Below are 25,884 nucleotides of genomic sequence, written 5' to 3'. Positions count from 1 at the left end.
TTCCCGCGATTGATCACTTGAGCACCGCGCTATGGCGGGCCTGCAAACCGATATCGTTGATGTCGGTGAAGTGAAGGGTGGATCCTGTAGGCAAAGCGGTCGCTGTACTCAGACGCTTGCTCTCAAGGGGTTTGAGCAGCAGGTAGTCGCTGAGCTGCTGGGTGTCCGTCTGCACATTGATCAACGACAGGTGGAATGCGCTTGGGTTGTGGGCGATGACGCTGTGATCATCGCGGCTCCACACCAACTGCTGCAGCGCCTCGGCCGAGCCTCCCTTGAGCGCCGGTGGCCGATAGAACAGCTTGAGCCGTTGGCGTATCGCAAACTGCACGCTGTTGGGGTCGGCGGATTTGAGCGGAATCTCCATGATATTGAGCCAGAACAGCGATTCGCGATCGGCGGGCAGGCCTTCACCGGCATACAAGATGCGCAGCATGTGATGCTCGCCTGCGCCCAGTTGCACCAACGGCTCGGTGGCAGCAAACGGCACGGGGCTGTCGGCTGATTCGTCCTCGCTGGTGATCCAGGTTTGTACCACCACTTGCTGTGAGGCCGGGTTGACCACGCTGATGCCGGCGGCCTTGTCCTGGCCATAATAAATCAGGCGTGTGCCTTCGATCTTCAGCGCCGCGCCGGCCGGCGGTGGCGCGAGCACCAGCAGCCCGCCGGCCAGCAGCATCATTCTGAGTAAAAACATGAACACAAAAATTCCATGGCAACGTGTGGGAACGCAGCCATGGTAGGGGCGGGTGAGTGCGAGGGCTTTGAGGCGATTCTTAAAAGCGTGCAGTGCCCGTTTCAGAATCGCCTTAAAGGCATGTTCGAGCCCCGACAGTTACCGTGTTCGACGTTGAATGATCGACGCTGATGCCCAACTGTCAGGTTTACCCTATGTCCAATAAAGCCTTACGCCTTTTGATTGCCGATGCAGACCTGCTGCAGCGGATCAAGCTGGAGAAAATGCTCAACCAGCTGGGCTACCACCGCATCGCCCCCTTGAGTTCGTTCGACGAATTGCAGGCGTTGACGCGCTCCGGTTGCGTGGCATTCGACCTGTTGATCATCAATACGGCGCTGGTGCGTTCGCGGCAGGTCAACCTGTTGAAGTACTGCCATGACAACCCATTGATTCGCCATACGCTGATCTACGACGGGCAATGCGCACAGAGCTCGGTGGTGTCGGTGTCGGTGAGCCAGACCTTGCACCTGTCACTGTCGCAGTCGCCGGATTTCAACTCCCTGCGCCGCTGCATGGAGATTGTCGACCCCCTGCATAGTCTGCCGACGGTTGAGCGACCGATGTTGCGCGCTGTCGACAGCCGGGTCGCTGCACCCTCGACGGCTGCGCGTAGCGTTTACCTGGGCGACCCGGCAGTGATGGCGTGCGCCGTCGGGTTATCGCCCAAGCGCTGAGCCGGTCTCAGTTGCGCCAGGCAGGACGGTAGTCTTCGGCCAGCGCCCAATGCGGCTGGCCGGGCTTGAGGCACACGCCGCCGACCCAGCGCTCATGCCCGGCGTGGTCCAACCAATAAGCCTCGCCGCCCAGCACTCGATGCCCCAATGGTGTCAGCGCCAACTCGCGGCGCGGCCAGTCGCGCTCGGTTGCGGTTTCTATCAGCAAGGGGGTCGGGCCGTCGATCAATGGCCGCAACAGCGCGTGGAACATCATGTCGCCCAGGAACGGCAGCGGCTCACGCTTGGCCATCAGTTCGGCGAACACCCGGCCGAACGGCACCGGCCCGGCCTCGGCGATGTAGCGCAGCGACAAGCGTTCAGTCAGTGACAGGCCATCCTCAATGCCGGGCAACTCCTGCAACTGGCGCAACAACGCGTTGGCTAGAAAGGGCAGGGCCGGGTGGTTGCCGTGAGCCAGTTGCGCAAGCTTGACCGGCGAGCTGTCGCAGTAAGCCGCCCAGGCCTGTCGGGCCAGTTGCACCGCTGCGTCATCGATCAAGCGTCGTTGGGGCCACAACCACGCCAATACATCGGGCGCCAGCTGGCCGATGCCGATAAAGCGTTCGACACCCGGAATACGGTCGACTTCGATCAGCTCGAGCTTTTTCGGCGCGCGCTCAAGACCGGCCAGCGCGCGGACCAGAAACAGCTGATCATAGGCGTCCGCTTCGCACCACAGCACGCTGTGATCGGCGCTGGCCAGGGCCTGCAGGTGGTCGTATTCATCATTGACGCGGTGGGCGACTTCAGCAGCGTCCAGGGCAAAGGCCTGGCTGATAAAGGCACTGCGCATCGCGCGGAAATCTTCACTGGGCACATCGCGCACCGGCCCCATGCATAACGGATCGGTGAGCATGCGGAACTGCCCCTTGAACCCGGCCAGTTGCAAGCTGTGGGCAATGTCACTGCCACAGCGCCAGTGGGTGGTGCGGGCTTCATCGCTGGCAGCAAAGTCCGGGTGGCGGGCGGCGAAGTCGATGGCGTCGACATGCGCCTTGAGTTTGGGCCAACTGCTGAAACCCAGCTGCCTGGCGACCTGCCATTGGGCCTGGGACAAGGTGGCGTGCGGGTCGAGGGTTTTCAGGCGTGGCAACAGTTCCTTGGCGCGCTTGCGCTGTTGCTCAAGGTTGAGGCGGCCGTCGGTATTCGAGGATGAGAGGCGTTGCGACATACGATCTCCTTGCACAAACCTTTTCCGCTTTCAGGTTGGGAGTCGTAGAAATGTGATATTCAGTCAGGATCCTGGGCGCAGCCCTTTCCGCGGAAGGTGGCGTGGAGTGCGCCAGGCACGAAATATAGGCAGTGGAGTTGTGGATTGCAAGCCGTCGAGCCGAGTACCGAGTTGATGACAGACACCGTATTGATCGAAACCCGCGCCCTCACGCGCAGGGACGAGCGGCGCCAAGTGGCGTTGCTGCAACCCACGGATTTCAGCCTGAAACGCGCCGACCGTGTGTCCATCACCGGCTCCTCCGGCTCCGGTAAAAGCGTGTTCCTGCGCGCGCTGGCGTTGCTGGATGCGCCCACGTCGGGGCAGATCCTGTGGAACAACCAGCCGATCGCAAATGCGCAGATTCCCCACTATCGCAGCCACATCAGCTACCTGTCGCAACGCCCGGCGCTGCTGGAGGGCACGGTGGAGGACAACCTGCGTTTCCCGTTCAGCCTCAAGACCCTGCGCACGCGCAGCTTCGACCTGCAAGCGGTGACCAAACTGCTGGAACATGCCGGTAAAAGCCCGGACTTCCTGGGCAAAAACGCCGGCGACCTGTCCGGTGGTGAATCCCAGGTGGTGTCACTGATCCGCACCTTGCAACTGAACCCCGAAGTGCTGTTGCTGGATGAACCGACGGCCGCTCTCGACCCCACGTCCTCGCGCGATGTCGAGGCACTGATCAGCGCCTGGTATGCCGCCGACAACGCCCGCGCCTATATCTGGGTATCCCACGACCTCGACCAGGCCCGGCGCATGAGCGCCATTCACCTGCACATGAGTGCCGGTGTCCTGAGCGGAGCCGCCCAGCCATGAACTATCAAAACCTCACGGCATTGGACATGGGCATCGCCGCCTCGCTGATCCTCATTAACGGCGCGCTGTCGCTGTTGCTGCGTCTGGGCCTGGGCCGCCAATTGCTGTGGGCGGCCGTGCGTACCGTGGTGCAATTGCTGGCCATCGGTTACCTGCTGGGTTGGGTGTTCGAGTTTGCCTACTGGTATGTGGTGCTGCCGCTGATGTGTGCGATGACCCTGATCGCCGGGTTATCCGCAGCGGGGCGTGGGCGCCGCACTTACCGTGGGCAACGGGTCGACAGCATTCTGTCGGTGTGGGGCAGTTCGTGGCTGGTCACGGCGGTGGGGTTGTTTGCGGTGATCCGTATCCATCCGTGGTACGAGCCGCAGTATGCGATTCCGATCCTTGGCATGATCCTCGGTAATACCCTCACCGGCGTGTCCTTGGGCATTGAGCGCATGACCCAGGAACTGACCTCGGGGCGCAACACCATCGAGATGATCCTGGCACTGGGCGGTTCACGCTGGGAGGCCGCCCAGGAGGCGATCCGCCAGGCCGTGCGCGCCGGGATGATCCCGACGCTGAACCAGATGACCGTGGTCGGCATCGTCAGCCTGCCCGGCATGATGACCGGCCAGGTACTGGCCGGCGAAAGCCCGGTGGACGCGGTGCGTTACCAGATCGTGATCATGTTTCTGATCGCCGCGTCCTCGGCCTTGGGCACGGTAGGTGCGGTGCTGCTCACCTACCGTCGGTTGTTTTCCAACAGCCATCGGTTCTTGCGCGATCGGCTAGAGGAACGCGCTTGAGCCTCAGGTGCTGGTCTGGCCGTCCCGTCACCTGACGCCCGCTGCTCAACCCACATGACGCTTTTCTGTGGGAGCTGGCTTGCCTGCGATACGGGCACCTCGGTACATCAGGTACACGGAGGTGATGCAATCGCAGGCAAGCCAGTTCCCACATTTGACCGGGCCCCGTCCTGCCAGAAGGCCGCCACAACGGTGAATCAAGCTCAGTCAGCCACACCAAAATCCAGCACCACTTTCATCGCCTGGGTCTTGTCCGCCGCCAGTTCAAACGCCTGCACCGCCTGTTCAAACGGCACGGTGTGGGAGATCACCGGTTTCACATCGATGATCCCGCGATTGAGCAAATCCACCGCCTGGGCAAACTCGCTGTGAAAGCGGAAGGTGCCGCGCAAGTCGATCTCGCGGCTCACCAGCAGGTTCAATGGCAACGACACATCGCCGCCGAGTCCGACTGTCACCAGCACACCCCGTGGCGCGATGCATTCCAGGCCATTGCGCAAGGCCTGGGCGCTTCCGGAGACTTCGAACATTACCTCGAAATAGCCTTTTTCGGCGGTGTAGCGCTTGAGCGCATCCGCGCCGTCGGCAATGTTGTGAGTGCGCGTGGCGCCCATTTTTTCGGCGCAGGCGAGGGCGCTGGCAGACAGGTCCACGGCGACGATTTCACCGGCACCGGCGGCGCGCAGGCTACCGATCAGCAGGTTGCCGATGGGGCCGCAACCGGTCACCAACACGCGTTTGCCGAACACCGCGCCGGCGCGTTGAATCGCGTGCAGGCCCACCGACAGCGGCTCGGCCAGCGCACCTTCGGCCAGGCTCACGTGGTCGGCCAGCCGATGTGCCTGATGCGTCTCGATCACCAGGCTCTGGCGAAACGCGCCCTGAATATGCGGAAACGGCATCGCACTGCCGTAGAAACGCATGTTCAGGCAATGATTCGGCAGCCCTTGATGGCAGTAGCGGCAACCGCCGCACGGGCGCGACGGCGATACGCTGATGCGCTGGCCGACCTTGAACAACCCGGCATCCGCACCCACGGCGTCGATCACCGCCGACACTTCATGGCCCAGCACCATCGGCTCGCGCAGGCGCACGGTGCCGAAGCCGCCGTGCTGGTAGTAATGCAGGTCCGAACCGCAGATGCCGCCACGGGCGATGCGCACGCGCAGTTGATCGGGGGCGAGGGATTGCGGTTCGTCCTGGGGGTCGACCCGCAGGTCTTTGGAGGCGTGACAGACGATAGCGTGCATACAATTCTCCGGATTACAGCGAAGCGGTGATACCACCGTCGACGTACAGAATATGGCCGTTGACGAAGCTGGCAGCATCGCTGGCAAGGAACACGGCGGCACCGGCCAGTTCGGCCACGTCGCCCCAGCGGCGACTCGGTGTGCGTTGCACCAGCCAGTCGCTGAACTCGGGGTTGGCCACCAGGTTGGCGTTCAACTCCGTCTTGAAATAACCGGGGCCGATGCCATTGACCGTCAACCCATGCGGGCCCCAATCGATGGCCATGCCCTTGGTGAGCATTTTCAGCGCGCCTTTGCTGGCCGCATACGGCGCGATGCCGGGGCGGCCCAGCTCACTTTGCACCGAGCAGATATTGATGATGCGCCCACGCTTGCGCGGGATCATCGCCCGCGCCACGGCCTGCCCAACCAGAAAGGCACTGTCCAGGTTCGTGCTGATCAACTCGCGCCAGTGTTGTTCGCTGTAGTCCTCCAGCGGCCCACGCCGTTGCATGCCGGCGTTGTTCACCAGGATCTCCAGCGGGCCGAGGCGCGCTTCGATATCCGCCACGGCGGCCTGGATCGCCGTGCTGTCGGTCACGTCAAACGCCTGGGTGTGCACCGTCAACCCTTCGGCCGCCAGCAGCGCCGCCGCATCGCGCAAGGTGCTGCGGTTGCGCCCGTTGAGCACCACCTGCGCCCCGGCCTGGGCCAGGCCGCGGGCAATCGCCAGGCCGATACCGGCACTGGAGCCGGTGACCAGCGCCAGCCGGCCATCAAGGCGGAAGTTGTCTAGAACGCTTTGCATGGCTACCTCTCCTAACGCTTCACACTACCAACGACAGCAGCATGATGAACTCCAGGGCGACAAAGGGATGGACCTTGAGGTGGGTGATCAACAATATCTATCCGATAATCGTGATCAGCGCGACCCGCAGCAGATACGTGGGGTCCGTGTTCGGATTGTTATAGGCCACGCCCCGTCATATCGTGTATGAATTGGGCTTACTTCACCCCAGGCGCTGGGCAGCGTCCAATTTTCATTTGTGATCGGGTGATCACCGTTTGTGATAACCGTTTCTAATGGCTGAGAGAATTTAATGGAGTTGAAGCACTTGCGCGCCTTCGTGGTGCTCGCCCAGGAGCTGCATTTCGGTCGGGCAGCGGCGCAGCTGTCGATCGTGCAACCGGCGCTGAGCATGCAGATCAAGCTGCTGGAAAGCGGCTTGGGCGTGCGCCTGCTGGATCGTAACCGCCACTCGGTCACACTCACCGAAGCGGGGCGGGCGTTCTTGCCTGAGGCCCAGGCCACCTTGCACCAGGCCGCTCGGGCGGCAGAGGCGGCGCGGGCATCCCACCGCGGTGAAATCGGCCGGGTGCGCCTGGGGTTTGTGTCCTCGGTATTGCCGCAATTGCTGCCGCAACTGATACGCGCGGTGCATCAGCGTTACCCGCGTATCGAACTGGAACTCAAGGACATGCCCGGCCCCGACCAAGCCGCCGCGTTAAAGAATGGCCAGCTGGATTTCGGCCTGATGCGCCTGCCGGCCGCCCACCCCGGCGTGCAGACCCGTGCGGTCTTGCGTGAGAGTTTCTGCGTGGCGCTGCCGATGGACCACCCTTTGGCCGCCCTGGAGTCCATCCAGCCTGCCGACCTGCTCACGTGGCCGGTGTATATCCTCGCCAGGCGTTACGCGCCGGGGTTCTACGATGAGTTTATCCAGGCCGTCGGCATGCCCTTGGACATCGCCAGCGAACTGGGTGAGTTCACCACCATGCTCGCGCTGGTCTCCGCCGGGTTGGGCATCGGCGTGTTGCCGCAGCAGGCGGCGCGGGCGTTGCCAGTCAATTGCGTGTCGCGGCCTTTGCAATTGGGTGGGTTTCAGGCCACCACGGGGTTGGCCTGGACCGAGTTGGACAGTGCGGTGAAGACCACCTTGTTCAACCTGATCGTGGAATTGTTTGGCGAGTGATTGTTTCATCGAGTGAAATGCTCGATTGTAAAGTCTGGTGATTCCATCGATCAGGGCAGCGGTGGAGTATGTGTGGCGTCAACACCCCCACTTTTGGAGCCTCTCATGTCCCAGCCTGCGATCAAGCTTTATGGTTTCCCCTTGTCCGGCCACTCCCACCGGGTCGAGCTGATGTTGTCGTTGCTGGGCTTGCCCAGTGAATTTATCCTGGTCGACCTCAAGCAAGGCGCGCAAAAAGCGCCGGACTTTATCGCCCACCTCAACCGCTTTGGCCAGGTGCCGGTGATTGACGATAACGGCACGGTGTTGGCCGACTCCAACGCGATTCTGGTGTACCTCGCCAACCAATATGGCAACGGCCAGTGGCTGCCGAGCGACCCTGTCGGCCAGGCTCGCGTGCAGCGCTGGTTGTCGGCGGCTGCCGGCCAACTGCACGCCGGACCCGCTGCTGCGCGGTTGGCGGTGGTGTTTGGTGCCGAAGTCGATACAGTCGCGGCCATCAGCCGTTCCCATGCGCTGCTCAAGCTGGTGGACGAACAACTGAGCCAAAGCCGCTTTTTGGTTGGTGAGCAGCCGAGCATCGCCGATGTGGCGTTCTACACCTACGTGGCCCACGCGCCGGAAGGCAATGTGTCGTTGGCCGACTACCCTCAAGTGCGTGCCTGGCTTGCTCGCATCGAGGCGTTGCCGGGGTTTGTCGGCATGCCGCGCAGCGCCGTGGGTCTGCAAGCAAAGTAATGTGAACCCCCTGTGGCGAGGGAGCTTGCTCCCGCTGGGCTGCGCAGCAGCCCCAATAAGGGCAGCGCATTAATTCAGGCAATACGCGGTCATTTTTTTGGGGGCCGCTGCGCGCCCCAGCGGGAGCAAGCTCCCTCGCCACGGGTGAGTAGTTTTCAGCTAATGAGAAGGCGTGCCGATGGATCGATTTCATGAGATGCAGGTATTCCTGGCGGTGGCCGAGGAGGAGGGCTTCGCTGCCGCTGCGCGGCGCCTGAAAACCTCGCCGCCCAGCGTGACCCGAGCGATTGCCGCCATGGAACAGCGTATCGGCACGCAGTTGCTGGCACGCACCACCCGCAGCCTGCACCTGACCGAAGCCGGCCAACGTTACCTGGAAGATTGCCGACGCATCCTGGCCGAGCTCGATGAAGCCGAGGAAGCGGCGGCGGGCAGCTACTCCATCCCCGGCGGCCACCTGACGGTGACCGCGCCGGTGCTGTTCGGCGAGCTGTATGTGGCGCCGGTGCTGGGGGATTACCTGGACCGCTTTCCCTTGGTAAATATCACCGCCTTACTGGTCGACCGTGTGGTTAACATGACCGACGAAGGCGTCGATGTGGCCGTGCGTATCGGTCATCTGCAAGAACTTGGACAGCAGGCCATAAAGGTCGGGGAAGTGCGCCGGGTGGTGTGTGCATCGCCCGGTTACCTCGACCAGCACGGTCGGCCGCAACGGCCTGAGCAGTTGCGTGAAGCCAAGATCGTCACGTCATCCTCCAGCCAGCTGGTAAGTGAATGGGCGTTCGTCGACGCCGGGCAGCCGTTGACGGTACCCATCGAGCCGCGTCTGGTGGTCACGGCAAATAATGCGGCGATCAACCTGGCGCGCCTGGGTTGGGGCATGACGCGGGTGCTGTCTTATCAGGTCGCGGCAGCGGTGGCGGCGGGGGAGTTGGAGGTTGTGCTGGAGGCTTTTGAACCGCCACCGCTGCCGATCCAGGTGGTGTTCCAGAAAAGCGGCCGCGTACCGGCCAAGGTCCACACCTTTGTGGACTTCCTCACCCATCGCCTCGGGCAGGACGCTGCCCTGAACCCGGCGATGAAGCGCCGCGGCTGATGGAACGCTATCGCGACATGCAGCTGTTTGCAGCGCTGGCTGATCAGCCCAGCCTGGCTTCGGCGGCGCGCCAGGCCCAGGTTTCCGGCCCGACCCTGATCCGTGCGGTTGCTCGCCTGGAAGCCCGCCTGCGGGTGCCGTTGTTGCAACGCAGCACACGCGGCGTGAGCTTGACCGAAGCGGGCAGCGCCTATCTGGCCGATTGCGTGCGGTTGCTGGCAGCCGTCGATACCGCCGAGGCTTCGGCCAAGGGGCTGCACGTGCAGGCCCAGGGCAATTTGCAGGTGTTCTTGCCGTTTCTGTTCAGCCGTTATGTGATGGCGCCGGTATTGGCCAGCTATATGGACAACTACCCCGACGTCCGCCTGGTGGCGCGCTACCACGACTACTACCCGAACCTGCACGAAGAGGGGCTGGATGTGGCGATCCTGGTCGGCGAATTGCCCAATTCATCGCTCATCGCTCGGCCGGTGGGGCAGGTGCGGCATATCCTCTGCGCCAGCCCCGATTACCTCGCCGCCCATGGCGAACCCCGACATCCGAGCGAGCTTAAAAAGCATCGGCTGATTGCCAGTGCCGACCCGGTGGCCTGGGATTTCCAAGGCTTGCAGCTCAAGGCCCGCGCGCGCTTGAGCTGTGCCAGCGTGCAAGGTGCAATCAATGCGGCGGTGCAGGGTGCGGGGGTGATTCGTTGCGTGAGTTACCCGCTGCACCAGCACCTGCAGAGCGGCCAGTTGCGCCGTGTGTTGCCTGACTTTGAACAGCCACCGTTGCCGGTGCATGTGGTGTACCGCGAGGGCCGCAACGCACCGATGCGCGTACGCAGTTTTGTCGACCACTGTGTGGCGGCGCTGCGTGAGCATCCGGCATTTCAGTCGGTGAAATAGTGGATTGCCAAGTGTGGGCATTCTCACGTTGGCAGGTGGGGCGCAGCATGGGCGCATCCAACCTGAGGTGCTCAACATGAACCCAGTCGAACAATCTCCCTGGCATGCCGGCGAACGGCACCTGCAAGCAAGCGCTGGCGCGGCTGAGCGCATGGCCGTGGTCGGGCTCAAGGTGATTCGCGATCACTTGCCGGAGCAGCATCGCGACTTCTACCCGCTGTTGCCCTACCTGATGCTCGGCGTGGTGGATCCCCAGGGCATTCCCTGGGCGACCATGCTTGAAGGCGCGCCGGGCTTTGCGCATTCACCCGACCCACACACCTTGCAGATCGACAGTTTGCCGTCCAAAAGCGACCCGGCGCTTGGCGCCTTGCACTTAGGTGCCAGCGTGGGTTTGCTCGGCATTGACCTCAACACCCGGCGCCGCAACCGCATGAACGGCCGCATCGGTGGTTTGGACCACGAAGGTTTTTCGGTCGATGTGGTGCACACCTATGGCAACTGCCCCAAATACATCCAGTTGCGGCCCGTCGACGGCATCGCCCGCAAGCCCGGCACCACGGTCGAGCGCCTCAACAGCCTGGACGCTGCGGCACAAATGTTGATCCGCAGCGCCGACACTTTCTTCGTCGCCAGCTACGCCGACGTGGATGGCGCACGCTCGGTGGACGTTTCACACAGAGGCGGCAATACGGGGTTTGTGCGGGTTGAAGGCGACGTGCTGACCATCCCGGATTTTGCCGGCAACCTGTTCTTCAATACCTTGGGCAATTTGCAGCTCAACCCGGTGGCGGGGTTGCTGTTTATTGATTTTGAGTCGGGCGATGTGTTGCAGGTTGCCGGGCGCACTTCGCTGATCCTCGACGGGCCTGAGGTGGCCAGGTTCGAGGGCGCCCAACGGCTGTGGACAGTGACCGTGGAGCAGGTAGTACGCCGCCCGGCGGCATTGGCGCTGCGCTGGCATTTTGCGGAGTTTTCGCCGCATAACCTGGCGATGGGCGGTTGGTAACTTCTGTGGGAGGTAGTGTTTACAGCATGTGTAATCAGTACCGAATCATCACCGACTTAAGCTCGGTGTAATCCTCGATAAACGCACTGCCAAACTCGCGCCCAACCCCCGAAGACCGATTGCCTCCAAACGGCACCGCCGGGTCGAGCAGGGTGTGCATGTTCACCCACACAGTGCCGGCATTGACGGCCGGGATCATGCGCAGCGCCTTGCCGAGGTCGTTGGTCCACAGGCTGGCGCTCAACCCATAAGGGCCGTTGTTCATCAGTGCCAGCAGTTCGTCTTCGCTGTCGTAGGGCAGGAAGGTGGCGATGGGGCCGAAGGTTTCTTCGTTGAGCAGAGTGTCGTTGATGCTATTGGCCAGGATCACGGTGGGTTCGAAGTAGGAGCCGGGGCGCTCGATCAGGTTGCCACCGTGAATGATTGTGTTTTTTTCGGCGCGGGCCTGATTGATGTAGCCGAGCAGTTTTTGCTGGTGCTGCCGGTGAGTCACCGGGCCGAATTCGGTGCGTTCGTCCAGGGGCGAGCCGATGTTAAGGGCGCTGAGGCGCTGGCTGAGCGTGTCGAGCACGGCGTCGATCTGCGAGCGATGCACGAAAAAGCGTTCGGCCGCCGCGCAGATTTGCCCGGAGTGTAAAAAACCGGCTTCGATGATGCCGCCCACGGCTTTGTCCACGTCCATATCGCGCAGGAATCCGGCGGCATTTTTGCCGCCCAGCTCCAGGGTTGCGCGGGTCAGGCCTGCGCCCATGGCGCTGCGGCCGACGGCGATGCCAGTGGGCACGGAGCCGGTGAACGATACCTTGTGGGTGCCCGGATGCTCCACCAGGCCTTTGCCGACATGGCCGCCGCCCGTCAGCACGTTGAGCACACCGGCAGGCAACCCGGCGTCGATCGCCAGTTCAGCGATGCGCAGGATCGTCAGCGGCGTGAATTCGCTGGGCTTGATGATGATGCTGCAACCGGTGACCAGCGCCGAGGCGAGTTTCCAGATGGCGATCATGGTCGAGAAATTCCACGGCACGATGCCCACCACCACGCCCACCGGTTCACGCAGGGTAAAGGCGGTGTAGCGCTCGCCATTGAAGGAGGGCAGCGATGGCGTGAGCGTCTGGCCGCTGATCTTGGTGGCCCAACCGGCGTAGTAGCGCAAAAAGTGCGTCGCCTGGTCGACCTCGAATGCTCGGGAAATCTGGATGATCTTGCCCGACTGGCAGGTTTCGATCTGCGCCAGTTCTTCGCGGTTTTGCTCCAACAGATCGGCCAGTTTGAGCAGCACATTCCCGCGAGTGGCGGGTGCGGCCTGGGACCACTGCTTAAAACCCCGATTGGCAGAAGCCACCGCCGCGTCGATATCCGCCACGTCCGCATCGGCAACCTCTGCGATCACCTGGCCGGTTGCCGGGTTGGTCACTGTCAGCGTCTGGCTGGCGTGGCTGCGCACGCTGACGCCGTCGATAAACAGCCCATGTTGGCGACGTAAAAAAGTTTCGACGTGGGGCAGCAGCGCAATATCACTCATGGCAGGTTCCTGGCAGTTCACAAAGGAAAACTCGAGGGTAACCAACCCTCCTGGAGGCGGCTTGACTGTGCCTGCCAGGTTTTATGCCTGTGCCTGCCGTGCTTGTGAAAAGTACAACCTTGCCTGCCGAATGTGCATGTTGCGCCGCTGCCCCGCGGCCGATACTGGGCCTGCATCCAGCGCCGCTCTTGACCTCGGAGCGCCTGCCGGACTTCCAATAATAAGCAGGGCTATCCATGAAAAAGCCAAACCCGCTGCTCGAAGACCTCAAACCTCTCTTGCCTGCCATTGCCGCGAATACCGCACGTGCCGAACAACTGCGCCAAGTGCCGGATGAAAATATCGCCTGGCTCAAAAGTATCGGCCTGCACCGTGCCTTTCAGCCCAAAGCCTTTGGCGGCCTGGAACTCTCGCTGCCCGAGTTCGCCGACTGCATCGCCTTGCTCGCCGGCAGCTGCGCCAGCACTGCCTGGGCCATGAGTTTGCTGTGTACTCACAGCCATCAGTTAGCGTTGTTCAGCGTACAGTTGCAGCAAGAAATCTGGGGTGCGAACCCCGACGCCACCGCCAGCAGCAGTATTGCGCCCTTCGGGCGTGTCACCGAGGGCGAGGGCGGCGTGTATTTCAGCGGTGAGATGGGTTGGAGCAGTGGTTGCGACCATGGCGAGTGGGCGATTGTCGGCTGCCGTCGCCAGAACGCCGAAGGCAACCAGGATTACTGCTTCGCCGTGCTGCCGCGCAGCGACTACCAGATCCGTGACGACTGGTACGCCGCCGGCATGAAAGGCAGCGGCACCAAGACCTTGATCATCGACCGTGCCTGGGTGCCCGAGCATCGTATCCAGAAAGCCAAGGACATGATGGAAGGCAAATCCGCAGGCTTTGGCCTCTACCCCGACAGCAAGATTTTCTACGCGCCGTACCGGCCGTATTTCGCCAGCGGGTTCTCCACCGTGAGCCTGGGCGTGGCCGAGCGCATGTTGGAGGTGTTCCGCGAAAAAACCAAAACCCGCGTGCGCGCCTACACCGGCGCTGCCGTGGGCGCGGCGACCCCGGCCTTGATGCGCCTGGCCGAGTCCACCCATCAGGTCGCCGCCGCTCGCGCCTTCCTGGAGAAGACCTGGCAGGAACATGCCGAGCACAGCGCCGCGCACCAATATCCCAGCCGCGAAACCCTGGCGTTCTGGCGCACCAATCAGGCCTACGCGACCAAAATGTGCATCGAGGCGGTGGACCGTCTGTTTGCGGCAGCAGGCGGCAATGCCTGGTTCGAGCATAACGAGATGCAGCGCCTATTCCGCGATTCCCATATGACCGGCGCACATGCCTACACCGACTACGACGTTTGTGCGCAGATCCTCGGCCGCGAGCTGATGGGCCTGGAACCTGACCCGAGCATGGTCTGACGGGTTTGCCACCACACTAATCAGGGCGGCCGTTTAGCCGCCGTCCGGGAGTCTTGCATGTCTGACAGCAGCCTTTTCGACCCACGCGCCTTTCGTCGCGCCCTGGGCAATTTTGCCACCGGTGTGACCGTGGTCACCGCCGCCACCGCCTCCGGGCGTAAGGTCGGTGTGACTGCCAACAGTTTCAACTCGGTGTCTCTCGACCCGCCGCTGGTGCTGTGGAGCATCGACAAACGCTCCAGCAGTCACGAGGTGTTCGAGGAGGCCAGCCACTTTGCCGTGAATGTACTGGCTGCCGACCAAGTGCACCTGTCGAATAACTTTGCGCGCCCGCGTGAAGACCGTTTCGCCTTGATCGAATACGAACCGGGCGAGGGTGGCTCGCCCGTGTTCGCCGACTGCTCGGCGCGCTTTCATTGCGAGAAATACCAGCAGATCGACGGTGGCGATCACTGGATCATGATCGGCAAGGTAGTGGCCTTTGATGACTTCGGGCGTGCGCCGTTGCTTTATCACCAAGGCGCTTACGCAGAGGTTCAGGCGCTGCGTCCGTGCGCGCCCGAAGGGCTTCAAAACGGTACGGCAACCACCAACTGACTGTAGACATTGGTGCCGTTACCGACGACCTGGTTGCCGCCGGTTTCGGCATCCTTGTTGGGCTTGTACAGGCCCATCAGCGGCGTAATGATCAGGTGCTCGTTGACCGCCCACTCGGCGTACAGGTCCAGCTCACGGCCATCCAGGTTGAGCTGGCCACGGGTGCTGACGGTGCTGTAGTCAAAAAACAACGCGCCGAGGGTCAGGTTGTCCAGTGGCTTGAGCTTGAACGCCACGTGCTGCACCCCCGTGTTGCTGTTGTAGGGGCCGGAATAGTTGCCCGCCACTTCGCCCTGAACCCAGGTACCGTAGCCGCGATTGAAGCCTGAGAACATGCCGTCCCAGTTTCTTGAGTAGCGCGCATAGCGATAGGTCAGGTCGGGTGACCACGGCAAGCCAGCGAAGGTGTAGCCGGCCTCGGCGTAACCGGCGTTTTGCTGGCTGTCGCGGCGGTCCTGACGCGCCAGTTCAAAGGCAAAGTGCGCGTTATCGATACCGGCATTGCCGCTGCCGCGCAGGCTATAGAGGTTCATGCCCTTGCGCTGGCGTTGCAGGTCAGTGGCGTAGCGCTCATCCACGTCAATGCCGTGAATATAAGTCAGGCCCAAGGTGCCCGGCGCGGCGCTGTAATCGAGGGTGCTGATGGCCATTTCGGTCATGGCTTGCGCCGGGTTGTCGGACTTGAGCCACATCAGGCTGCCGTGCACGCCGTCCTTGCCGCCCAGGCGGATCACCGCCGCCTTGTCGAACGCGTGGCGCGCAGCAATGTAGTAGGCACCGCCGCGATTGAACTCGCCATCGCCCACGCCCTTGCCCAGGTTGGGGCCGTCGTCGTTGATGATAAAACCGTCCCCCAGCGTGATGATTTGCCGCCCGAAGGACAGGTCGACGCCATCCTTGCCCAGCGCCGGAAACAGGTCACCGGAGCGCCAGCCGGCGAAGGCTTCGTCGAATTTGGTGGTGCGCTCGGTGCCGTTGGTGACCCCGGACGCATCGCCATCGCCCCAGGTGCCGGAACTCACCAGGTTGGCGGTGCCGTACACGCCGCCAAAGTTGCCCAGGTTTTGCTCGACGCTCAGGCCGTACTTAATGAACGCCTCACGCCAGGTCGAGCCGCCGCTGCGCCCGTCGTAGTTTTTCGGGCTATTGAACATGCCGTACACGGCGAGGAAGTTACCGGTGACCCTGGTGTCGGCATCGCTGTACAGCTCGATGGCTTGAACCTTGCCGACCAGCAACGCGATGCCCAGCCCTACCGCCTGGCGCAAGCGACGGTTTTTCAGTGTGTGCTCCATTGTTATTGTCCCCAGCTTGGTTAAGAGTGAGGGCGCATTAGGGCGAGCGCTGCAGGCGCAAGTCTTTCATTTGCGTGCCAGGGAATTGACCCTGGCCGCCAGGCAATACGCCGTGGCAGGCAGCAACAAAACCGGCGGCAGACAGGGGCAAGACGACCAACTTGGGTGGGGCGCACAGTGCTGGCACATTAAAAAAACGCTTTCGAGGACCCCATTATGTCGATCAATGACCGACTCACCGCGCACCTCAACCGGGGCACGGTAGGTTTTCCCACCGCCTTGGCCAGTACCATTGGCCTGATCATGGCCAGCCCGGTGATCCTCACCGCCACCATGGGCTTCGGCATCGGCGGCAGCGCGTTTGCCCTGGCGATGCTGATCGCCGTGGTGATGATGCTGGCCCAGGCCACCACTTTCGCCGAAGCCGCCTCGATCCTGCCCACCACCGGCTCGGTGTACGACTACATCAACTGCGGCATGGGGCGGTTTTTTGCGATCACCGGCACCTTGTCGGCCTACCTGATCGTGCACGTGTTTGCCGGCACCGCCGAAACCATTCTAGCCGGCGTAATGGCCTTGGTGAACTTCGAGCACCTCAATACCTTGGCCGAGTCCGCTGGCGGTTCCTGGCTGCTGGGCGTGGGCTTCGTGGTTGTTTTCGGGGTGCTGAATGCCTTTGGTGTCAGCGCTTTCGGCCGGGCAGAAATCATCCTCACCTTTGGCATGTGGACCACCTTGATGGTGTTCGGCGTGCTTGGCCTGATCGCCGCGCCAGCGGTGCAGTTGGACGGCTGGTTCGGCGTGTCATTGGTCGGCACCGACACGATCACCGTGCTGTCCCTGGTGGGTATGGCGATGTTCATGTTCGTCGGCTGCGAGTTCGTCACGCCGCTGGCGCCAGACCTGCGCCAATCGGCCAAGGTCATGCCCCGGGCGATGATGCTCGGGCTGGTGGGCGTGGCCACGTGCATGTTCATCTACGGCGCTGCAATGAAGCGCCAAGTGGAAAACGTGGTGCTGGACGCTGCGTCGGGCGTGCACCTGCTGGACACACCCATGGCCATCCCCAAGTTCGCCGAGCAGGTGATGGGGCAGGTCGGCCCGCTGTGGCTGGGCATCGGCTTCCTGTTTGCCGGCGCGGCGACCATCAATACCCTGATGGCCGGTGTGCCGCGGATTCTCTACGGCATGGCGGTGGATGGTGCATTGCCCAAGGTCTTTACCTACCTGCACCCGCGCTTTAAAACACCGCTGCTGTGCATCCTGGTGGCGATGCTGATTCCGTGTCTGCACGCGCTGTACCTGGGCGGCAACACCGACAACATCATGCACCTGGTGCTGGCGGCGGTGTGTGCCTGGAGTTTCGCTTATCTGCTGGTAACGGTGTCGGTGGTGAGCCTGCGCATTCGTCGCCCGGATTTGCCACGGGCCTACCGTTCGCCGTGGTTCCCGCTGCCGCAGATCGTCTCGAGCATCGGCATCTTGCTGGGCATGTGGTTTATCACACCGCCGGGCATGAACCCGGCGGATATCTACGTGCCGTTCGGCGTGATGCTGGCGATCACCGCCGCCTATGCGTTGTTCTGGACCCTCGTGGTGCAGAAGGTCAACCCCTTCAAGCCGGCCTCCGTGGAGGAGGTGCTGGCCAAGGAATTCGGCAATGAACCGGGGCATTCCCATGAAGGTTATAGCGACTTTGCGGCAAAAGCTGTTTGAGCTGTTTCGCGCGGATCGTGCGCCTTCCGGCTATCGGCCTGGGGTAACGCTGGAGCGTCTGCGGCGCAATTTGGGGCTGGCGACACTGGAAGTGGAGGGTGTGGCGTTCGAGATTGTCGAACGCGCCGAATCGCAGTTGCTGATGCACCTGGTCATGACCGAGTTCGTGCTGCATGTGCCTGCGACGACAGGAGGCACGGGCAGTTTTGCGGTGCACCATGGCGGCGCGATTCGGCGCACTGGCGTGCGTGTACGCCGGCGTGCAGGCAACCAGGCGCTGGGCCGTGAATTGCAGGCGCGTTTGCTGGCGGATGAGGCGTTGTTTCGGGCTTTGATGCCGCTGGATTTCAAGCGCCTGCGTATCGAGTTGCAGGACCAGCAATGGTGTGTGCGCCTGGAACATATGGGCGGCAGCGAGGTGGTCAATCGCCTGCCGGCGTTTCGGCGTTACATTGCCCTGAGCCCTGTGCAGAGCGAGCATTTGCTGGTGACACTGGTGGGGCTGCAACGGGTGTTGTCGAACCTCTGATTGGCATCAATAGTGCTTCTGCAAGGGTAAACCGGTAGTTGTTGCGCGCATATAGATAACATGTTAACTATTGCAGCAGAACAACAAGAACAAGCCATTGCGGAGGCACCCCATGAGCATCCAACAGCAGGCACACGACGGGCTGGACAGCTGGAACCACGAACTGCGCGCTGCGTGTGGGCACTTCGACACGGAACTGGCCTTCAACCGCTCGCTGTTTATCGGCGAGATCAACAACTTGCCCCGTGGCCTGGCGATCCTGCGCACCAATGCCGGGCTGATCAAGCGCCCCACGCACCATGCCGACCACGACAACGACCAGGAGTGTTTCCTGGTCAGCCAGCGCAGCGGTTATTCGCAAATTGTGCAGAACGGCCAGATCCTGCAACTGGCGCCTGGCGAGATGCTGTTGATGGACTCGGTGGGCTCCATCGAGATTACCCCTTTTGGCTTGATCGAACACGCGTCGCTGTCGCTGTCGCGGCCTGAGGTGTGCAAGCACTTGGGCGGGGAGTCGCGCGCGTTTGGCAAAATTTCTTCGACCAAGGCCTGTGGGCGCATGTTGCATGTGTTGATGGACCAGCTGTGCAAGGACGATACGGCCGATGGGGCGGGCGAAGTGGCGGCGCTGCAGACGGCGTTTGTGTCGCTGTTGGGTTCGGCGCTGGAGCAGGGTGACGAGTGCCGCGAAGGGCTGGCGGCGTTGCAGGGCAATAACCTGCGCAGCTATGTGCAGAAGGTGATTGACGAGTCGCTCAGCCAACCCGGCCTGAGCCCGGTGGGTTTGGCCAACCGGCTGAATATTTCGGTGCGGCATTTGTATCGGTTGTTTGAGGAACAGGATGACAGTGTGTGCCGCTATATCCAGCGGGCGCGGCTCAAGCGCAGTGCGGATGACCTGACTAACCCGTTTTTGCGCAGTGAGTCGATTACGTCGATTGCGTATAAGTGGGGGTTTACGGATTCGGCGCATTTCAGCCGATCGTTCAAGAAGCAGTTTGAGCTGTCGCCCAAGGATTTCCGGTCCAGCCGGTTGCAGGCGGTGGGGGCGTAAGAAAATGCGTTGTGGGCTGGTGTGGGAGCTGGTTTGCCTGCGATGGCATCACCGCAGTGTGACTGACACGCCGAGGTGGCTGTATCGCAGGCAAGCCAGCTCCCACATTGGAATTGGGTTTTAGACTTCTGGCAGGGTTGAACCGCCATCCACCACTAAGGTCTGGCCAGTGATGTAGCCCGCCAGATCCGAAGCCAGAAACACCATCGCCCCAGCAATATCCTGCGCCGAACCCAGGCGCCCCAACGGCACGCGCCCGGCAATGCTGTCATTCAACGCAGCATCACCCAGGTTCCCCATCGCTGGCGTAGCGATCATCCCCGGCTCCACACCATTGACCCGCACATTCAACGACGCCAATTCCAACGCCGCATTGCGGATAAAACCATTGACCCCGGCTTTCGACGCCGCATAGTGAGTGAGCCCCGGATAACCCACCCGATTGCCAGTGACTGAAGACGTCACCAGTACGCAACCACGGCCTTGCTCACGAAACATCGGCAACGCCGCCTGAGTCAGCCAGAACAACGCCGACAGGTTCACCGCCAAGGTGCGCTGCAGAATCTCTGGGGTAATGTCGTCAAACGCCGTCAACGGAAAATACCCGGCGTTGTGCACCAGCACATCCACCCGTGCCAGCCCCTGAACGCAAGCAAACACCGCGTCCGACTCCGCCAGGTCAACTCCGACGGCCTCCACGCGATAACCCTGTGCACACAGCTCAGCGGCCACAGCCTGGGCCTGTGCCAACATCCGATCGGCAATCACCACCTGCGCGCCACGTTGGGCAAACGCGTCGACAATGCCCAATCCAATGCCCTGGGCGCCGCCAGTTACCAGCACCACTTGCCCGCGGAAATCCAGGTCACGGCGCATGGCTGGCCTCCAGGCGCGTGAACGCCAAGGTCGGCACATCAACAATGCTTGAACCGCCGTCGGCCACTATCGTCGCCCCGGTGATGATCGATGCATCGCTGGACGCCAGGAAGCGGCAGACCTTGGCAATTTCCTCGGGCTGGGCGGCCCGACGCAGTGGCACGTCGGCGCAAACTCGTGCATAGGCCTGCTGCAAGGTATCGCCATAGGCGTCCATCAAGGGCTGCATTTCCGCATCGGCCATGGGCGTTTTTACCCAGCCGGGGCACACGGCATTCACCCGCACACCGTGAGGCCCGTAATCGCGCGCGAGCGAGCGGTTTAGCCCCAGTAGCGCATGCTTGGCGGTGGTGTAGCCGCAGACTTCCGGCCCCGCCGCCAAGGAGGCGATGGAGCCGATCAGTACGATGTTGCCCGCACTTGCCTGCAACAACGGCAAGCAGGCACGGGCGCTGTAGAACGCGCTGTCGAGGTTGCTGCGCAGGGCGCCTTCCCAGGTGGCGGAGCTGGTCTGGGTGGCGCTGCCCAAGCCATGGCCACCGGCGCAGGCCAGCAGCACATCGAGGCGCCCGTAGTGCTCATGGATCAGCCGGATAAACCCGTCCCAGGTGCCAGGACAGGCGGCATCGCCCACCAGGATCAAGCCGCCGGTGTCGCGCGCCACCTGTTCCAAGGGTTCACGGCGCCGCCCGATCAACACCAGCTGCGCACCTTGCTCGGCATACAGGCGCGCGCAGGCGGCGCCGATGCCGGTGCCGGCCCCGGTGATCACCACCGTGCGCGGCTCAGTCACGGGGGTACTCCGTGCGGTTAAGCACCTGGCAATACGAGCTGATCGGGAAGTTCGACAGCGCATCGAACGACGCCCCGGCATAGCCGAAGATCTTGCCGTCGCTGCGGTGCTGTTGCAGGTCGATCAACACCAGTCCGAGGGTGGGCACAATCTTCTCCTGCCACACAAACAGGTACAACTGCTCGGCGATCTTGTAGTAATGGCAGCGGTCGATGTCGCACAGGCCTTGCTCCACGCCCTTCAAGCATTGCCAGGCGTAGAAGCGCTCATTGAGGTAGATGTGCTCGTAGACCTCACTGGGGCTGTAGCGATATTGGTTACGCAGGCCCACCAGCTCATCGGTTGGCGCGTGCTTGCAGTGGCCGTCCTGCCACGGGCGGTCGAGGCTGCCGTGCAGGAAGTCGACCTGCACCGAGGTCAGCGGTTTGCCGGCCAGGGCTCGGTGGTAGAGACCTTCGTGGGTCTCTGCCGGGTCCGGCATACGCCCGATCACGGCAGTAAAGGACGCATTCGGCGTATCCAGCACCAGGCTGATCGACCAGCTTTGGCCAGCCTCATGCTTGATGAAGTCGACCAGGTACAGGCCCGCTCGAATCGAGGTGGCGCGGTAGGCTGCGCTGCCGCTGGAATGACCGTCGGCGGCGTGCCAATTAAGGCGCTCCGGCGCGAAACGGTGCTCGATCTGCCAGCCATTTTCAAAGTGCAGGGTGAAGGTCTTGCCGGCCAGCTCGGCCAGGTTCGGCAGTATAAAGGCTTGGGGAGCGAAACCGTCGGCCAGGGCGCCCACGGTGATCCAGTCTGGGGAACTCGTCATGGGAGGCCTCCTCAGGCAACGGCGAAGTAGTGTTTGACGAAATGCTCGCTGACCACTTCCCACAGCACGGGCGTGCCCTTGGTCACGAACCAGCTGTCGCCGGCCTTGAAACGCGTCGATTGACCGGTGGATTCGTCGGTCAGCACTACTTCGCCGCTGACCACCGTGGCCTGCTCGGCAAACGGGTAGACCATGCGGAACTTGCCCTGGGTCGTGCCAAAATATGCGCTGCTGACCGGGTCGGTGGGCGCGCCGAAGGTCATCTTGCCGAAGGCTCGCACTTCGCCTGCAAGGATCTCGGAGCCGAGGTCGGCCACGGTGCCCCAGGCATCGAGTTCAGACAGCTGGACGTTGTGCTTGATGGTGGTAAGGGTCATGGCAGTTGCTCCTGATGAGTAAAAAGGGGGTTAGCGGCGCCCGTTCCAGTAGCCGGAAAGTTGGTGCCAGGATTTGCCCGCCGTTAGCAACAGAGGGCGGATCGCGTCCTTGCCGATGATGGTCGGGCGGTGAATCGAACTGACCAGGTCATAGCGTGCCGAGCCTTCGCTCATACCTTCGGCCAGGACCTTGCAGATGATGTGGCTGGGGGTGACGCCAAAGCCCGAATAGCCCTGTACGAAAAACGCATTGCTGCGTCCCGGCAAGGTGCCTATCTGTGGGAACAGATTGGGGCTGCACGCCATCGGGCCGCCCCAGGCCAGATCAATTTTCACGTCCTTGAGGTAAGGGAAAATCTTCAGCATCAGGTTGCGGTTCCAGGCCTTGAGGTCACCGGGGATATGCTCGACCAAGGGTGTCGCGGCGCCGAACAGCAGGCGGTTTTCATTGGTCACGCGGTAGTAGTCGATCACTGGGCGAATATCGCTGTAGGCCCCGCGGATCGGGCTGATGCGCTGGATCAGCTCTTCTGACAACGGCTCGGTCATCATCTGGAACGCGTAAGTGTTGATGGTCGAGCGGTGCAGCTCGGGTTCGAGCTTGTTGAGGAAGCTGTCGCAGGCCCACAGCAACTTGCTCGCGCGCACCGAACCACGCCCGGTGCGCACGGTGATGCGCTCGCCATAGCTGACGTCCAGGGCCGGGCTGTTCTCGAAAATCCGCACACCGTGGCCCGCCAGCGCCGTGGCCTCGCCCAGCAGCAGGTTGAGCGAATGCACATGCCCGCCGCCCATGTGCAATAGGGCGCTGGTGTAGGCGTTGGAACCGATGATCTGCTGCACGTCGGAGCCACCCAGGAAGCGAATCTCGTGCTGGCTGTTGATTGACTTGAAGTCTTTCTCCCAGGCGCGCAGGGTTTTTTCCTGGCGGGCGTTGAAGCCCATGTAGCCGTAGCCGTGGCAGAAGTCCGCGTCGATGTTGTACTTGGCAATGCGGTTCTTGATGATGTCGGCGCCCAGGTCGCTGATCTCGAAGACCTGTCGCAGGCCGTCTTCGCCCACATCCTTCTTGATCTTCTCCAGGTCATGGCCGATGCCCGCCATGATCTGCCCGCCATTGCGGCCGGTGCCGCCAAAGCCCAGGTAGCGCGCCTCCAGCACAACAATGTTGGTGATACCTTTTTCCGCCAGTTCAAGGGCGGTATTGATGCCGGAGAAACCGCCGCCGATCACCACGACGTCGGCGTCGATATCCTGTTCCAGCGTGGGAAAGCCGAGGTTGTACTTCTTGGTTGCGGTGTAATACGTGGGGGTTTCAATGTTGATCATGGCGCAGCCTGAAAAGGTGAAGGAAGGCTCTAAAGCGGATGCCTCCATTAGGTACCCTGGCGGGATGGAAGTCTTGACCCTGCGTGCCCAGGCTTTTGATTCAGCGCGCCACGGGCAGCTGTTGCCAACAAGTTATAGCGCGCTGGGCGACCGGGAATGCTAGAGTTTCGTTAAATTATTAACTAAATAACCCGTGACCCTGATCCCTATGTCCAAACCTCGACAATCCTTGACGCTGGCGCTGCTGCAAGCCCGCGAAGCCGCCATGAGTTTTTTCCGCCCATCCCTGAATGAACACGGGCTGACCGAACAGCAATGGCGGATCATCCGCATCCTCGAACAGTACGGTGAGCTGGAGATTTACCAGCTGGCGGAACTGGCCTGCATCCTTAAACCCAGCATGACCGGCGTGCTGGTGCGCATGGAAAACGCCGGCATGGTGCACCGCCGCAAGGCCGAGCAAGACCAGCGCCGTGTACTGGTGACCCTGGCCGACAAGGGCAAGGCGAGCTTTGAGTCGATGAGCCAGTGCATGGAGGCCAACTACCAGCGTTTGCAGGATCAGTTTGGTGCAGACAAGTTTGAGGCGCTGCTGGGGCTGCTGGATGAGCTGAAGAACATCAAGCGCTGAATCACCACACATCCAAATGTGGGAGCTGGCTTGCCTGCGATGCGGACACCTCGGTATGCCTGGTAAACCGAGTTGATGCTATCGCGGGCAAGCCAGCTCCCACAGGTGTCTCAGTACACACTGCCTGTGTGGTTGGCAGTGGGAGCGCCGTTGAATTTCCCCGCCAACGCCTGCAACCCACGCATCAACACGGTGGTATCCACGCCCACCGCTACAAACGTCGCTCCCAGCTCGATATAACGCCGCGCCAAACCCTCATCGGCACTGAGAATCCCCGCCGCCTTGCCCGCCTGCACAATGCGCTTGATCGCATCTTCTATTGCTGCCTGCACGTCAACGTGCCCCGGATTACCGCGATGCCCCATCGACGCACTCAAATCCGCCGGGCCGATAAACACACCGTCCACGCCGTCGACCGCCGCAATCGCATCCAGATTGGCCAGGCCTTCAAGGCTCTCAATTTGTACCAACAGGCACATCTGCTCATCGGCCTGGTCGAGGTAACAGGCAATGCTGTTCCAGCGCGACGCCCGCGCCAACGCACTGCCAACCCCGCGAATGCCCTGTGGCGGGTAGCGCATGGCGCGCACCAGTTCGCGGGCCTGGGCGGCACTTTCCACCATCGGCACCAGCAAGGTCTGGGCGCCGATATCCAGCAGTTGCTTGATCAGCGCGCTGTCGCCGATGACCGGGCGAATCAGCGCCTGGCTGGGGTAGGGTGCGATGGCCTGCAATTGGCCGAGCATGCTGTGCAGCTGATTGGGCGCGTGTTCGCCGTCGATCAGCAGCCAGTCGAAACCGGCGTTGGCAGCCAGTTCGGCGCAGTAGGCATCGGCGAGGCCGAGCCACAGGCCGATCTGCACCTCGCCGTTGCGCAAGCGTTGTTTGAAGCGGTTGATGGGCATGTTCATGGCTAACCTCCAGGGCTCAAACGAAACGGCAGGCAATTGACCCGAGCATGTCGTAGTCGACATGGAAGGTATCGCCAGGGCGGGCCGCCACCGGGCGGGTGAATGAGCCACCGAGGATCACTTGCCCGGGCAGTAGCGTGACGTCGTACGCGGCCAGCTTGTTGGCCAGCCAGGCCACGCCCTTGGCCGGGTGGTTGAGCACCGCCGCTGACACGCCGGACTCTTCGATCACGCCATTGCGGTACAGCACCGCCGGCACCTTGCGCAGGTCGATCTCGGTGGGCCGCACGGCGCGGCCGCCCAGCACCACACCGGCATTCGCGGCATTGTCGGAGATAGTGTCGAAGACCTTGCGGGTAGCGTTGGTCTGCGGGTCGACCTGTTGGATGCGCGCGTCGATGATCTCCAGCGCCGGGATCACCCACTCGGTGGCGTCGAGCACATCGAACACCGTGCAGTTCGGGCCTTTGAGCGGTTTACCGAGAATGAAGGCCAGTTCCACTTCCACCCGTGGCACGATGAAACGCTCGAACGGAATGTCGCTGCCTTCGTCGAAAAACATGTCATCGAGCAGCGCGCCAAAATCGGGCTCGGTGATGTTCGACGAGACCTGCATGGCCCGCGAAGTCAGGCCGATCTTGTGGCCTTTCAAGCGGCGCCCGTCCTGGATCTTTTGCGCCACCCAGGCGCGCTGGATGGCGTAGGCGTCTTCAATGGTGATGCCGGGGTAGTCGAGGGAAAACTGGCGCACCTGTTCGCGGCTGCGTTCGGCGCGGTCCAGGTGGGCGGCGGCGGCGAGGATTTGCTGGGAGTCGAGCATGGCA

General features: G+C 62.2%; 26 protein-coding genes and 1 pseudogene. 14 read left to right on the top strand and 13 right to left on the bottom strand.

Translation table 11 applies throughout. The annotated features are described in order from the left end of the window. Positions 1 to 13 precede the first annotated feature (13 nt). The gene (locus HU759_RS19985) at positions 14 to 697 is read right to left on the bottom strand and encodes a molecular chaperone (protein ID WP_225933001.1); all 684 of its coding nucleotides are present in this window, start codon (positions 695 to 697) and stop codon (positions 14 to 16) included. Positions 698 to 891: 194 nt separating this feature from the next. On the opposite strand from HU759_RS19985, the gene HU759_RS19980 reads away from it, so the two are divergent. After that, entirely contained in the window at positions 892 to 1,413 is a 522-nt protein-coding gene (locus HU759_RS19980; RefSeq protein WP_099549957.1) for a chemotaxis protein CheY, read from the top strand. 7 nt (positions 1,414 to 1,420) lie between these two features. On the opposite strand, the gene HU759_RS19975 is transcribed toward HU759_RS19980, so the two are convergent. Continuing rightward, a complete protein-coding gene (locus tag HU759_RS19975) occupies positions 1,421 to 2,626 on the bottom strand; it encodes a DUF1835 domain-containing protein (RefSeq protein WP_170040406.1) in 1,206 nt (401 codons plus the stop codon). A 174-nt stretch (positions 2,627 to 2,800) separates the two neighbouring features. On the opposite strand from HU759_RS19975, the gene HU759_RS19970 reads away from it, so the two are divergent. After that, entirely contained in the window at positions 2,801 to 3,484 is a 684-nt protein-coding gene (locus tag HU759_RS19970) for an ATP-binding cassette domain-containing protein (RefSeq protein WP_169988666.1), read from the top strand. Next, the gene (fetB, locus tag HU759_RS19965) at positions 3,481 to 4,275 is read left to right on the top strand and encodes an iron export ABC transporter permease subunit FetB (RefSeq protein WP_017139579.1); all 795 of its coding nucleotides are present in this window, start codon (positions 3,481 to 3,483) and stop codon (positions 4,273 to 4,275) included. The genes HU759_RS19970 and fetB overlap by 4 nt, the downstream gene beginning before the upstream one ends. 203 nt (positions 4,276 to 4,478) lie before the next feature. Here the strand turns inward: fetB and HU759_RS19960 are convergent, their stop codons facing one another. Then, positions 4,479 to 5,525: an L-idonate 5-dehydrogenase gene (locus HU759_RS19960; protein WP_170040408.1), complete on the bottom strand. Its 1,047-nt coding sequence runs from the start codon at positions 5,523 to 5,525 to the stop codon at positions 4,479 to 4,481. Between the two features lie 13 nt (positions 5,526 to 5,538). Beyond that, complete coding sequence (locus HU759_RS19955) at positions 5,539 to 6,312, bottom strand: glucose 1-dehydrogenase (RefSeq protein ID WP_099549962.1); 774 nt, start codon at positions 6,310 to 6,312, stop codon at positions 5,539 to 5,541. Between the two features lie 292 nt (positions 6,313 to 6,604). Between HU759_RS19955 and HU759_RS19950 the strand changes: the two genes are divergently transcribed. The 5 genes from HU759_RS19950 to HU759_RS19930 all read left to right on the top strand — a co-directional run bounded on the left by HU759_RS19950 (position 6,605) and on the right by HU759_RS19930 (position 11,210). Continuing rightward, positions 6,605 to 7,477 carry a LysR family transcriptional regulator gene (locus tag HU759_RS19950; RefSeq protein WP_170040410.1) on the top strand — a complete coding sequence of 291 codons (873 nt, stop codon included), beginning with the start codon at positions 6,605 to 6,607 and terminating at the stop codon, positions 7,475 to 7,477. A 105-nt stretch (positions 7,478 to 7,582) separates the two neighbouring features. After that, on the top strand, positions 7,583 to 8,215 hold the full coding sequence (locus HU759_RS19945; protein ID WP_017139576.1) for a glutathione S-transferase: 633 nt from the start codon (positions 7,583 to 7,585) through the stop codon (positions 8,213 to 8,215). A 178-nt stretch (positions 8,216 to 8,393) separates the two neighbouring features. Further along, positions 8,394 to 9,314 (top strand): LysR family transcriptional regulator, encoded by a 921-nt coding sequence (locus tag HU759_RS19940; RefSeq protein WP_017139575.1) that lies wholly within the window; start codon positions 8,394 to 8,396, stop codon positions 9,312 to 9,314. After that, the gene (locus HU759_RS19935) at positions 9,314 to 10,201 is read left to right on the top strand and encodes a LysR family transcriptional regulator (RefSeq protein WP_017139574.1); all 888 of its coding nucleotides are present in this window, start codon (positions 9,314 to 9,316) and stop codon (positions 10,199 to 10,201) included. Before HU759_RS19940 ends, HU759_RS19935 begins: the two co-directional genes overlap by 1 nt. Before the next feature lie 76 nt (positions 10,202 to 10,277). Then, positions 10,278 to 11,210, top strand: a complete 933-nt coding sequence (locus HU759_RS19930; RefSeq protein WP_170040412.1) for a pyridoxamine 5'-phosphate oxidase family protein — start codon at positions 10,278 to 10,280, stop codon at positions 11,208 to 11,210. Between the two features lie 34 nt (positions 11,211 to 11,244). Here the strand turns inward: HU759_RS19930 and HU759_RS19925 are convergent, their stop codons facing one another. Continuing rightward, positions 11,245 to 12,732: an aldehyde dehydrogenase family protein gene (locus HU759_RS19925; RefSeq protein WP_170040414.1), complete on the bottom strand. Its 1,488-nt coding sequence runs from the start codon at positions 12,730 to 12,732 to the stop codon at positions 11,245 to 11,247. A gap of 236 nt (positions 12,733 to 12,968) precedes the next feature. Here HU759_RS19925 and HU759_RS19920 point away from each other — a divergent pair, with 236 nt between their 5' ends. Continuing rightward, the gene (locus HU759_RS19920; RefSeq protein ID WP_138452235.1) at positions 12,969 to 14,138 is read left to right on the top strand and encodes a p-hydroxyphenylacetate 3-hydroxylase oxygenase component; all 1,170 of its coding nucleotides are present in this window, start codon (positions 12,969 to 12,971) and stop codon (positions 14,136 to 14,138) included. 57 nt (positions 14,139 to 14,195) lie between these two features. After that, positions 14,196 to 14,669, top strand: a pseudogene (locus HU759_RS19915) (flavin reductase family protein); the annotation flags it as partial. A 38-nt stretch (positions 14,670 to 14,707) separates the two neighbouring features. Here the strand turns inward: HU759_RS19915 and HU759_RS19910 are convergent. Beyond that, a complete protein-coding gene (locus HU759_RS19910; RefSeq protein WP_138452231.1) occupies positions 14,708 to 16,030 on the bottom strand; it encodes a hypothetical protein in 1,323 nt (440 codons plus the stop codon). Between the two features lie 216 nt (positions 16,031 to 16,246). Here HU759_RS19910 and HU759_RS19905 point away from each other — a divergent pair, with 216 nt between their 5' ends. From HU759_RS19905 to feaR, 3 genes are all read left to right on the top strand, one after another. Beyond that, the gene (locus HU759_RS19905; RefSeq protein ID WP_170040416.1) at positions 16,247 to 17,746 is read left to right on the top strand and encodes an APC family permease; all 1,500 of its coding nucleotides are present in this window, start codon (positions 16,247 to 16,249) and stop codon (positions 17,744 to 17,746) included. Further along, entirely contained in the window at positions 17,709 to 18,275 is a 567-nt protein-coding gene (locus HU759_RS19900) for a DUF3156 family protein (protein WP_170040418.1), read from the top strand. Before HU759_RS19905 ends, HU759_RS19900 begins: the two co-directional genes overlap by 38 nt. A 112-nt stretch (positions 18,276 to 18,387) precedes the next feature. Further along, complete coding sequence (gene feaR, locus HU759_RS19895; protein WP_138452224.1) at positions 18,388 to 19,329, top strand: transcriptional regulator FeaR; 942 nt, start codon at positions 18,388 to 18,390, stop codon at positions 19,327 to 19,329. Positions 19,330 to 19,449: 120 nt separating this feature from the next. On the opposite strand, the gene HU759_RS19890 is transcribed toward feaR, so the two are convergent. Genes HU759_RS19890 through HU759_RS19870 form a run of 5 tightly spaced genes read right to left on the bottom strand, consistent with a single transcriptional unit; the run spans position 19,450 to position 23,518 of the window. After that, positions 19,450 to 20,205 carry an SDR family oxidoreductase gene (locus HU759_RS19890; protein ID WP_186617575.1) on the bottom strand — a complete coding sequence of 252 codons (756 nt, stop codon included), beginning with the start codon at positions 20,203 to 20,205 and terminating at the stop codon, positions 19,450 to 19,452. Beyond that, on the bottom strand, positions 20,195 to 20,998 hold the full coding sequence (locus HU759_RS19885) for an SDR family oxidoreductase (RefSeq protein ID WP_138453179.1): 804 nt from the start codon (positions 20,996 to 20,998) through the stop codon (positions 20,195 to 20,197). The genes HU759_RS19890 and HU759_RS19885 overlap by 11 nt, the downstream gene beginning before the upstream one ends. Continuing rightward, positions 20,991 to 21,812 carry a molybdenum cofactor biosynthesis F family protein gene (locus tag HU759_RS19880; protein ID WP_170040422.1) on the bottom strand — a complete coding sequence of 274 codons (822 nt, stop codon included), beginning with the start codon at positions 21,810 to 21,812 and terminating at the stop codon, positions 20,991 to 20,993. Before HU759_RS19880 ends, HU759_RS19885 begins: the two co-directional genes overlap by 8 nt. A gap of 11 nt (positions 21,813 to 21,823) precedes the next feature. Continuing rightward, the gene (locus HU759_RS19875) at positions 21,824 to 22,189 is read right to left on the bottom strand and encodes a cupin domain-containing protein (RefSeq protein WP_138453175.1); all 366 of its coding nucleotides are present in this window, start codon (positions 22,187 to 22,189) and stop codon (positions 21,824 to 21,826) included. A gap of 30 nt (positions 22,190 to 22,219) precedes the next feature. Beyond that, positions 22,220 to 23,518, bottom strand: coding sequence for an FAD-binding oxidoreductase (locus HU759_RS19870; RefSeq protein WP_170040424.1), 1,299 nt, complete (start codon positions 23,516 to 23,518; stop codon positions 22,220 to 22,222). Positions 23,519 to 23,726: 208 nt separating this feature from the next. Between HU759_RS19870 and hpaR the strand changes: the two genes are divergently transcribed. Then, the gene (gene hpaR / locus HU759_RS19865; protein WP_138453172.1) at positions 23,727 to 24,149 is read left to right on the top strand and encodes a homoprotocatechuate degradation operon regulator HpaR; all 423 of its coding nucleotides are present in this window, start codon (positions 23,727 to 23,729) and stop codon (positions 24,147 to 24,149) included. A gap of 110 nt (positions 24,150 to 24,259) precedes the next feature. Here hpaR and hpaI read toward each other — a convergent pair whose 3' ends face one another. Further along, positions 24,260 to 25,060: a 4-hydroxy-2-oxoheptanedioate aldolase gene (gene hpaI, locus HU759_RS19860; protein WP_170040426.1), complete on the bottom strand. Its 801-nt coding sequence runs from the start codon at positions 25,058 to 25,060 to the stop codon at positions 24,260 to 24,262. A 16-nt stretch (positions 25,061 to 25,076) separates the two neighbouring features. Continuing rightward, positions 25,077 to 25,880 carry a 2-oxo-hept-4-ene-1,7-dioate hydratase gene (gene hpaH, locus HU759_RS19855; RefSeq protein ID WP_170040428.1) on the bottom strand — a complete coding sequence of 268 codons (804 nt, stop codon included), beginning with the start codon at positions 25,878 to 25,880 and terminating at the stop codon, positions 25,077 to 25,079. Positions 25,881 to 25,884 lie beyond the last annotated feature (4 nt).

Source organism: Pseudomonas sp. OE 28.3, assembly GCF_014268205.2.
Taxonomy (GTDB): Bacteria; Pseudomonadota; Gammaproteobacteria; order Pseudomonadales; family Pseudomonadaceae; genus Aquipseudomonas; species Aquipseudomonas edaphica.
Note: the sequence above shows the minus strand (reverse complement) of the source record. Positions and strands in the feature narration are given on the sequence as shown.

What these genes read in the sequence shown, in the direction of transcription:
- HU759_RS19985 (WP_225933001.1), bottom strand. Translation starts at nt 697, where the DNA reads ATGTTTTTACTCAGAATGATGCTGCTGGCCGGCGGGCTGCTGGTGCTC.
- HU759_RS19980 (WP_099549957.1), top strand. Translation starts at nt 892, where the DNA reads ATGTCCAATAAAGCCTTACGCCTTTTGATTGCCGATGCAGACCTGCTG.
- HU759_RS19975 (WP_170040406.1), bottom strand. Translation starts at nt 2,626, where the DNA reads ATGTCGCAACGCCTCTCATCCTCGAATACCGACGGCCGCCTCAACCTT.
- HU759_RS19970 (WP_169988666.1), top strand. Translation starts at nt 2,801, where the DNA reads ATGACAGACACCGTATTGATCGAAACCCGCGCCCTCACGCGCAGGGAC.
- fetB (WP_017139579.1), top strand. Translation starts at nt 3,481, where the DNA reads ATGAACTATCAAAACCTCACGGCATTGGACATGGGCATCGCCGCCTCG.
- HU759_RS19960 (WP_170040408.1), bottom strand. Translation starts at nt 5,525, where the DNA reads ATGCACGCTATCGTCTGTCACGCCTCCAAAGACCTGCGGGTCGACCCC.
- HU759_RS19955 (WP_099549962.1), bottom strand. Translation starts at nt 6,312, where the DNA reads ATGCAAAGCGTTCTAGACAACTTCCGCCTTGATGGCCGGCTGGCGCTG.
- HU759_RS19950 (WP_170040410.1), top strand. Translation starts at nt 6,605, where the DNA reads ATGGAGTTGAAGCACTTGCGCGCCTTCGTGGTGCTCGCCCAGGAGCTG.
- HU759_RS19945 (WP_017139576.1), top strand. Translation starts at nt 7,583, where the DNA reads ATGTCCCAGCCTGCGATCAAGCTTTATGGTTTCCCCTTGTCCGGCCAC.
- HU759_RS19940 (WP_017139575.1), top strand. Translation starts at nt 8,394, where the DNA reads ATGGATCGATTTCATGAGATGCAGGTATTCCTGGCGGTGGCCGAGGAG.
- HU759_RS19935 (WP_017139574.1), top strand. Translation starts at nt 9,314, where the DNA reads ATGGAACGCTATCGCGACATGCAGCTGTTTGCAGCGCTGGCTGATCAG.
- HU759_RS19930 (WP_170040412.1), top strand. Translation starts at nt 10,278, where the DNA reads ATGAACCCAGTCGAACAATCTCCCTGGCATGCCGGCGAACGGCACCTG.
- HU759_RS19925 (WP_170040414.1), bottom strand. Translation starts at nt 12,732, where the DNA reads ATGAGTGATATTGCGCTGCTGCCCCACGTCGAAACTTTTTTACGTCGC.
- HU759_RS19920 (WP_138452235.1), top strand. Translation starts at nt 12,969, where the DNA reads ATGAAAAAGCCAAACCCGCTGCTCGAAGACCTCAAACCTCTCTTGCCT.
- HU759_RS19910 (WP_138452231.1), bottom strand. Translation starts at nt 16,030, where the DNA reads ATGGAGCACACACTGAAAAACCGTCGCTTGCGCCAGGCGGTAGGGCTG.
- HU759_RS19905 (WP_170040416.1), top strand. Translation starts at nt 16,247, where the DNA reads ATGTCGATCAATGACCGACTCACCGCGCACCTCAACCGGGGCACGGTA.
- HU759_RS19900 (WP_170040418.1), top strand. Translation starts at nt 17,709, where the DNA reads ATGAAGGTTATAGCGACTTTGCGGCAAAAGCTGTTTGAGCTGTTTCGC.
- feaR (WP_138452224.1), top strand. Translation starts at nt 18,388, where the DNA reads ATGAGCATCCAACAGCAGGCACACGACGGGCTGGACAGCTGGAACCAC.
- HU759_RS19890 (WP_186617575.1), bottom strand. Translation starts at nt 20,205, where the DNA reads ATGCGCCGTGACCTGGATTTCCGCGGGCAAGTGGTGCTGGTAACTGGC.
- HU759_RS19880 (WP_170040422.1), bottom strand. Translation starts at nt 21,812, where the DNA reads ATGACGAGTTCCCCAGACTGGATCACCGTGGGCGCCCTGGCCGACGGT.
- HU759_RS19875 (WP_138453175.1), bottom strand. Translation starts at nt 22,189, where the DNA reads ATGACCCTTACCACCATCAAGCACAACGTCCAGCTGTCTGAACTCGAT.
- HU759_RS19870 (WP_170040424.1), bottom strand. Translation starts at nt 23,518, where the DNA reads ATGATCAACATTGAAACCCCCACGTATTACACCGCAACCAAGAAGTAC.
- hpaR (WP_138453172.1), top strand. Translation starts at nt 23,727, where the DNA reads ATGTCCAAACCTCGACAATCCTTGACGCTGGCGCTGCTGCAAGCCCGC.
- hpaI (WP_170040426.1), bottom strand. Translation starts at nt 25,060, where the DNA reads ATGAACATGCCCATCAACCGCTTCAAACAACGCTTGCGCAACGGCGAG.
- hpaH (WP_170040428.1), bottom strand. Translation starts at nt 25,880, where the DNA reads ATGCTCGACTCCCAGCAAATCCTCGCCGCCGCCGCCCACCTGGACCGC.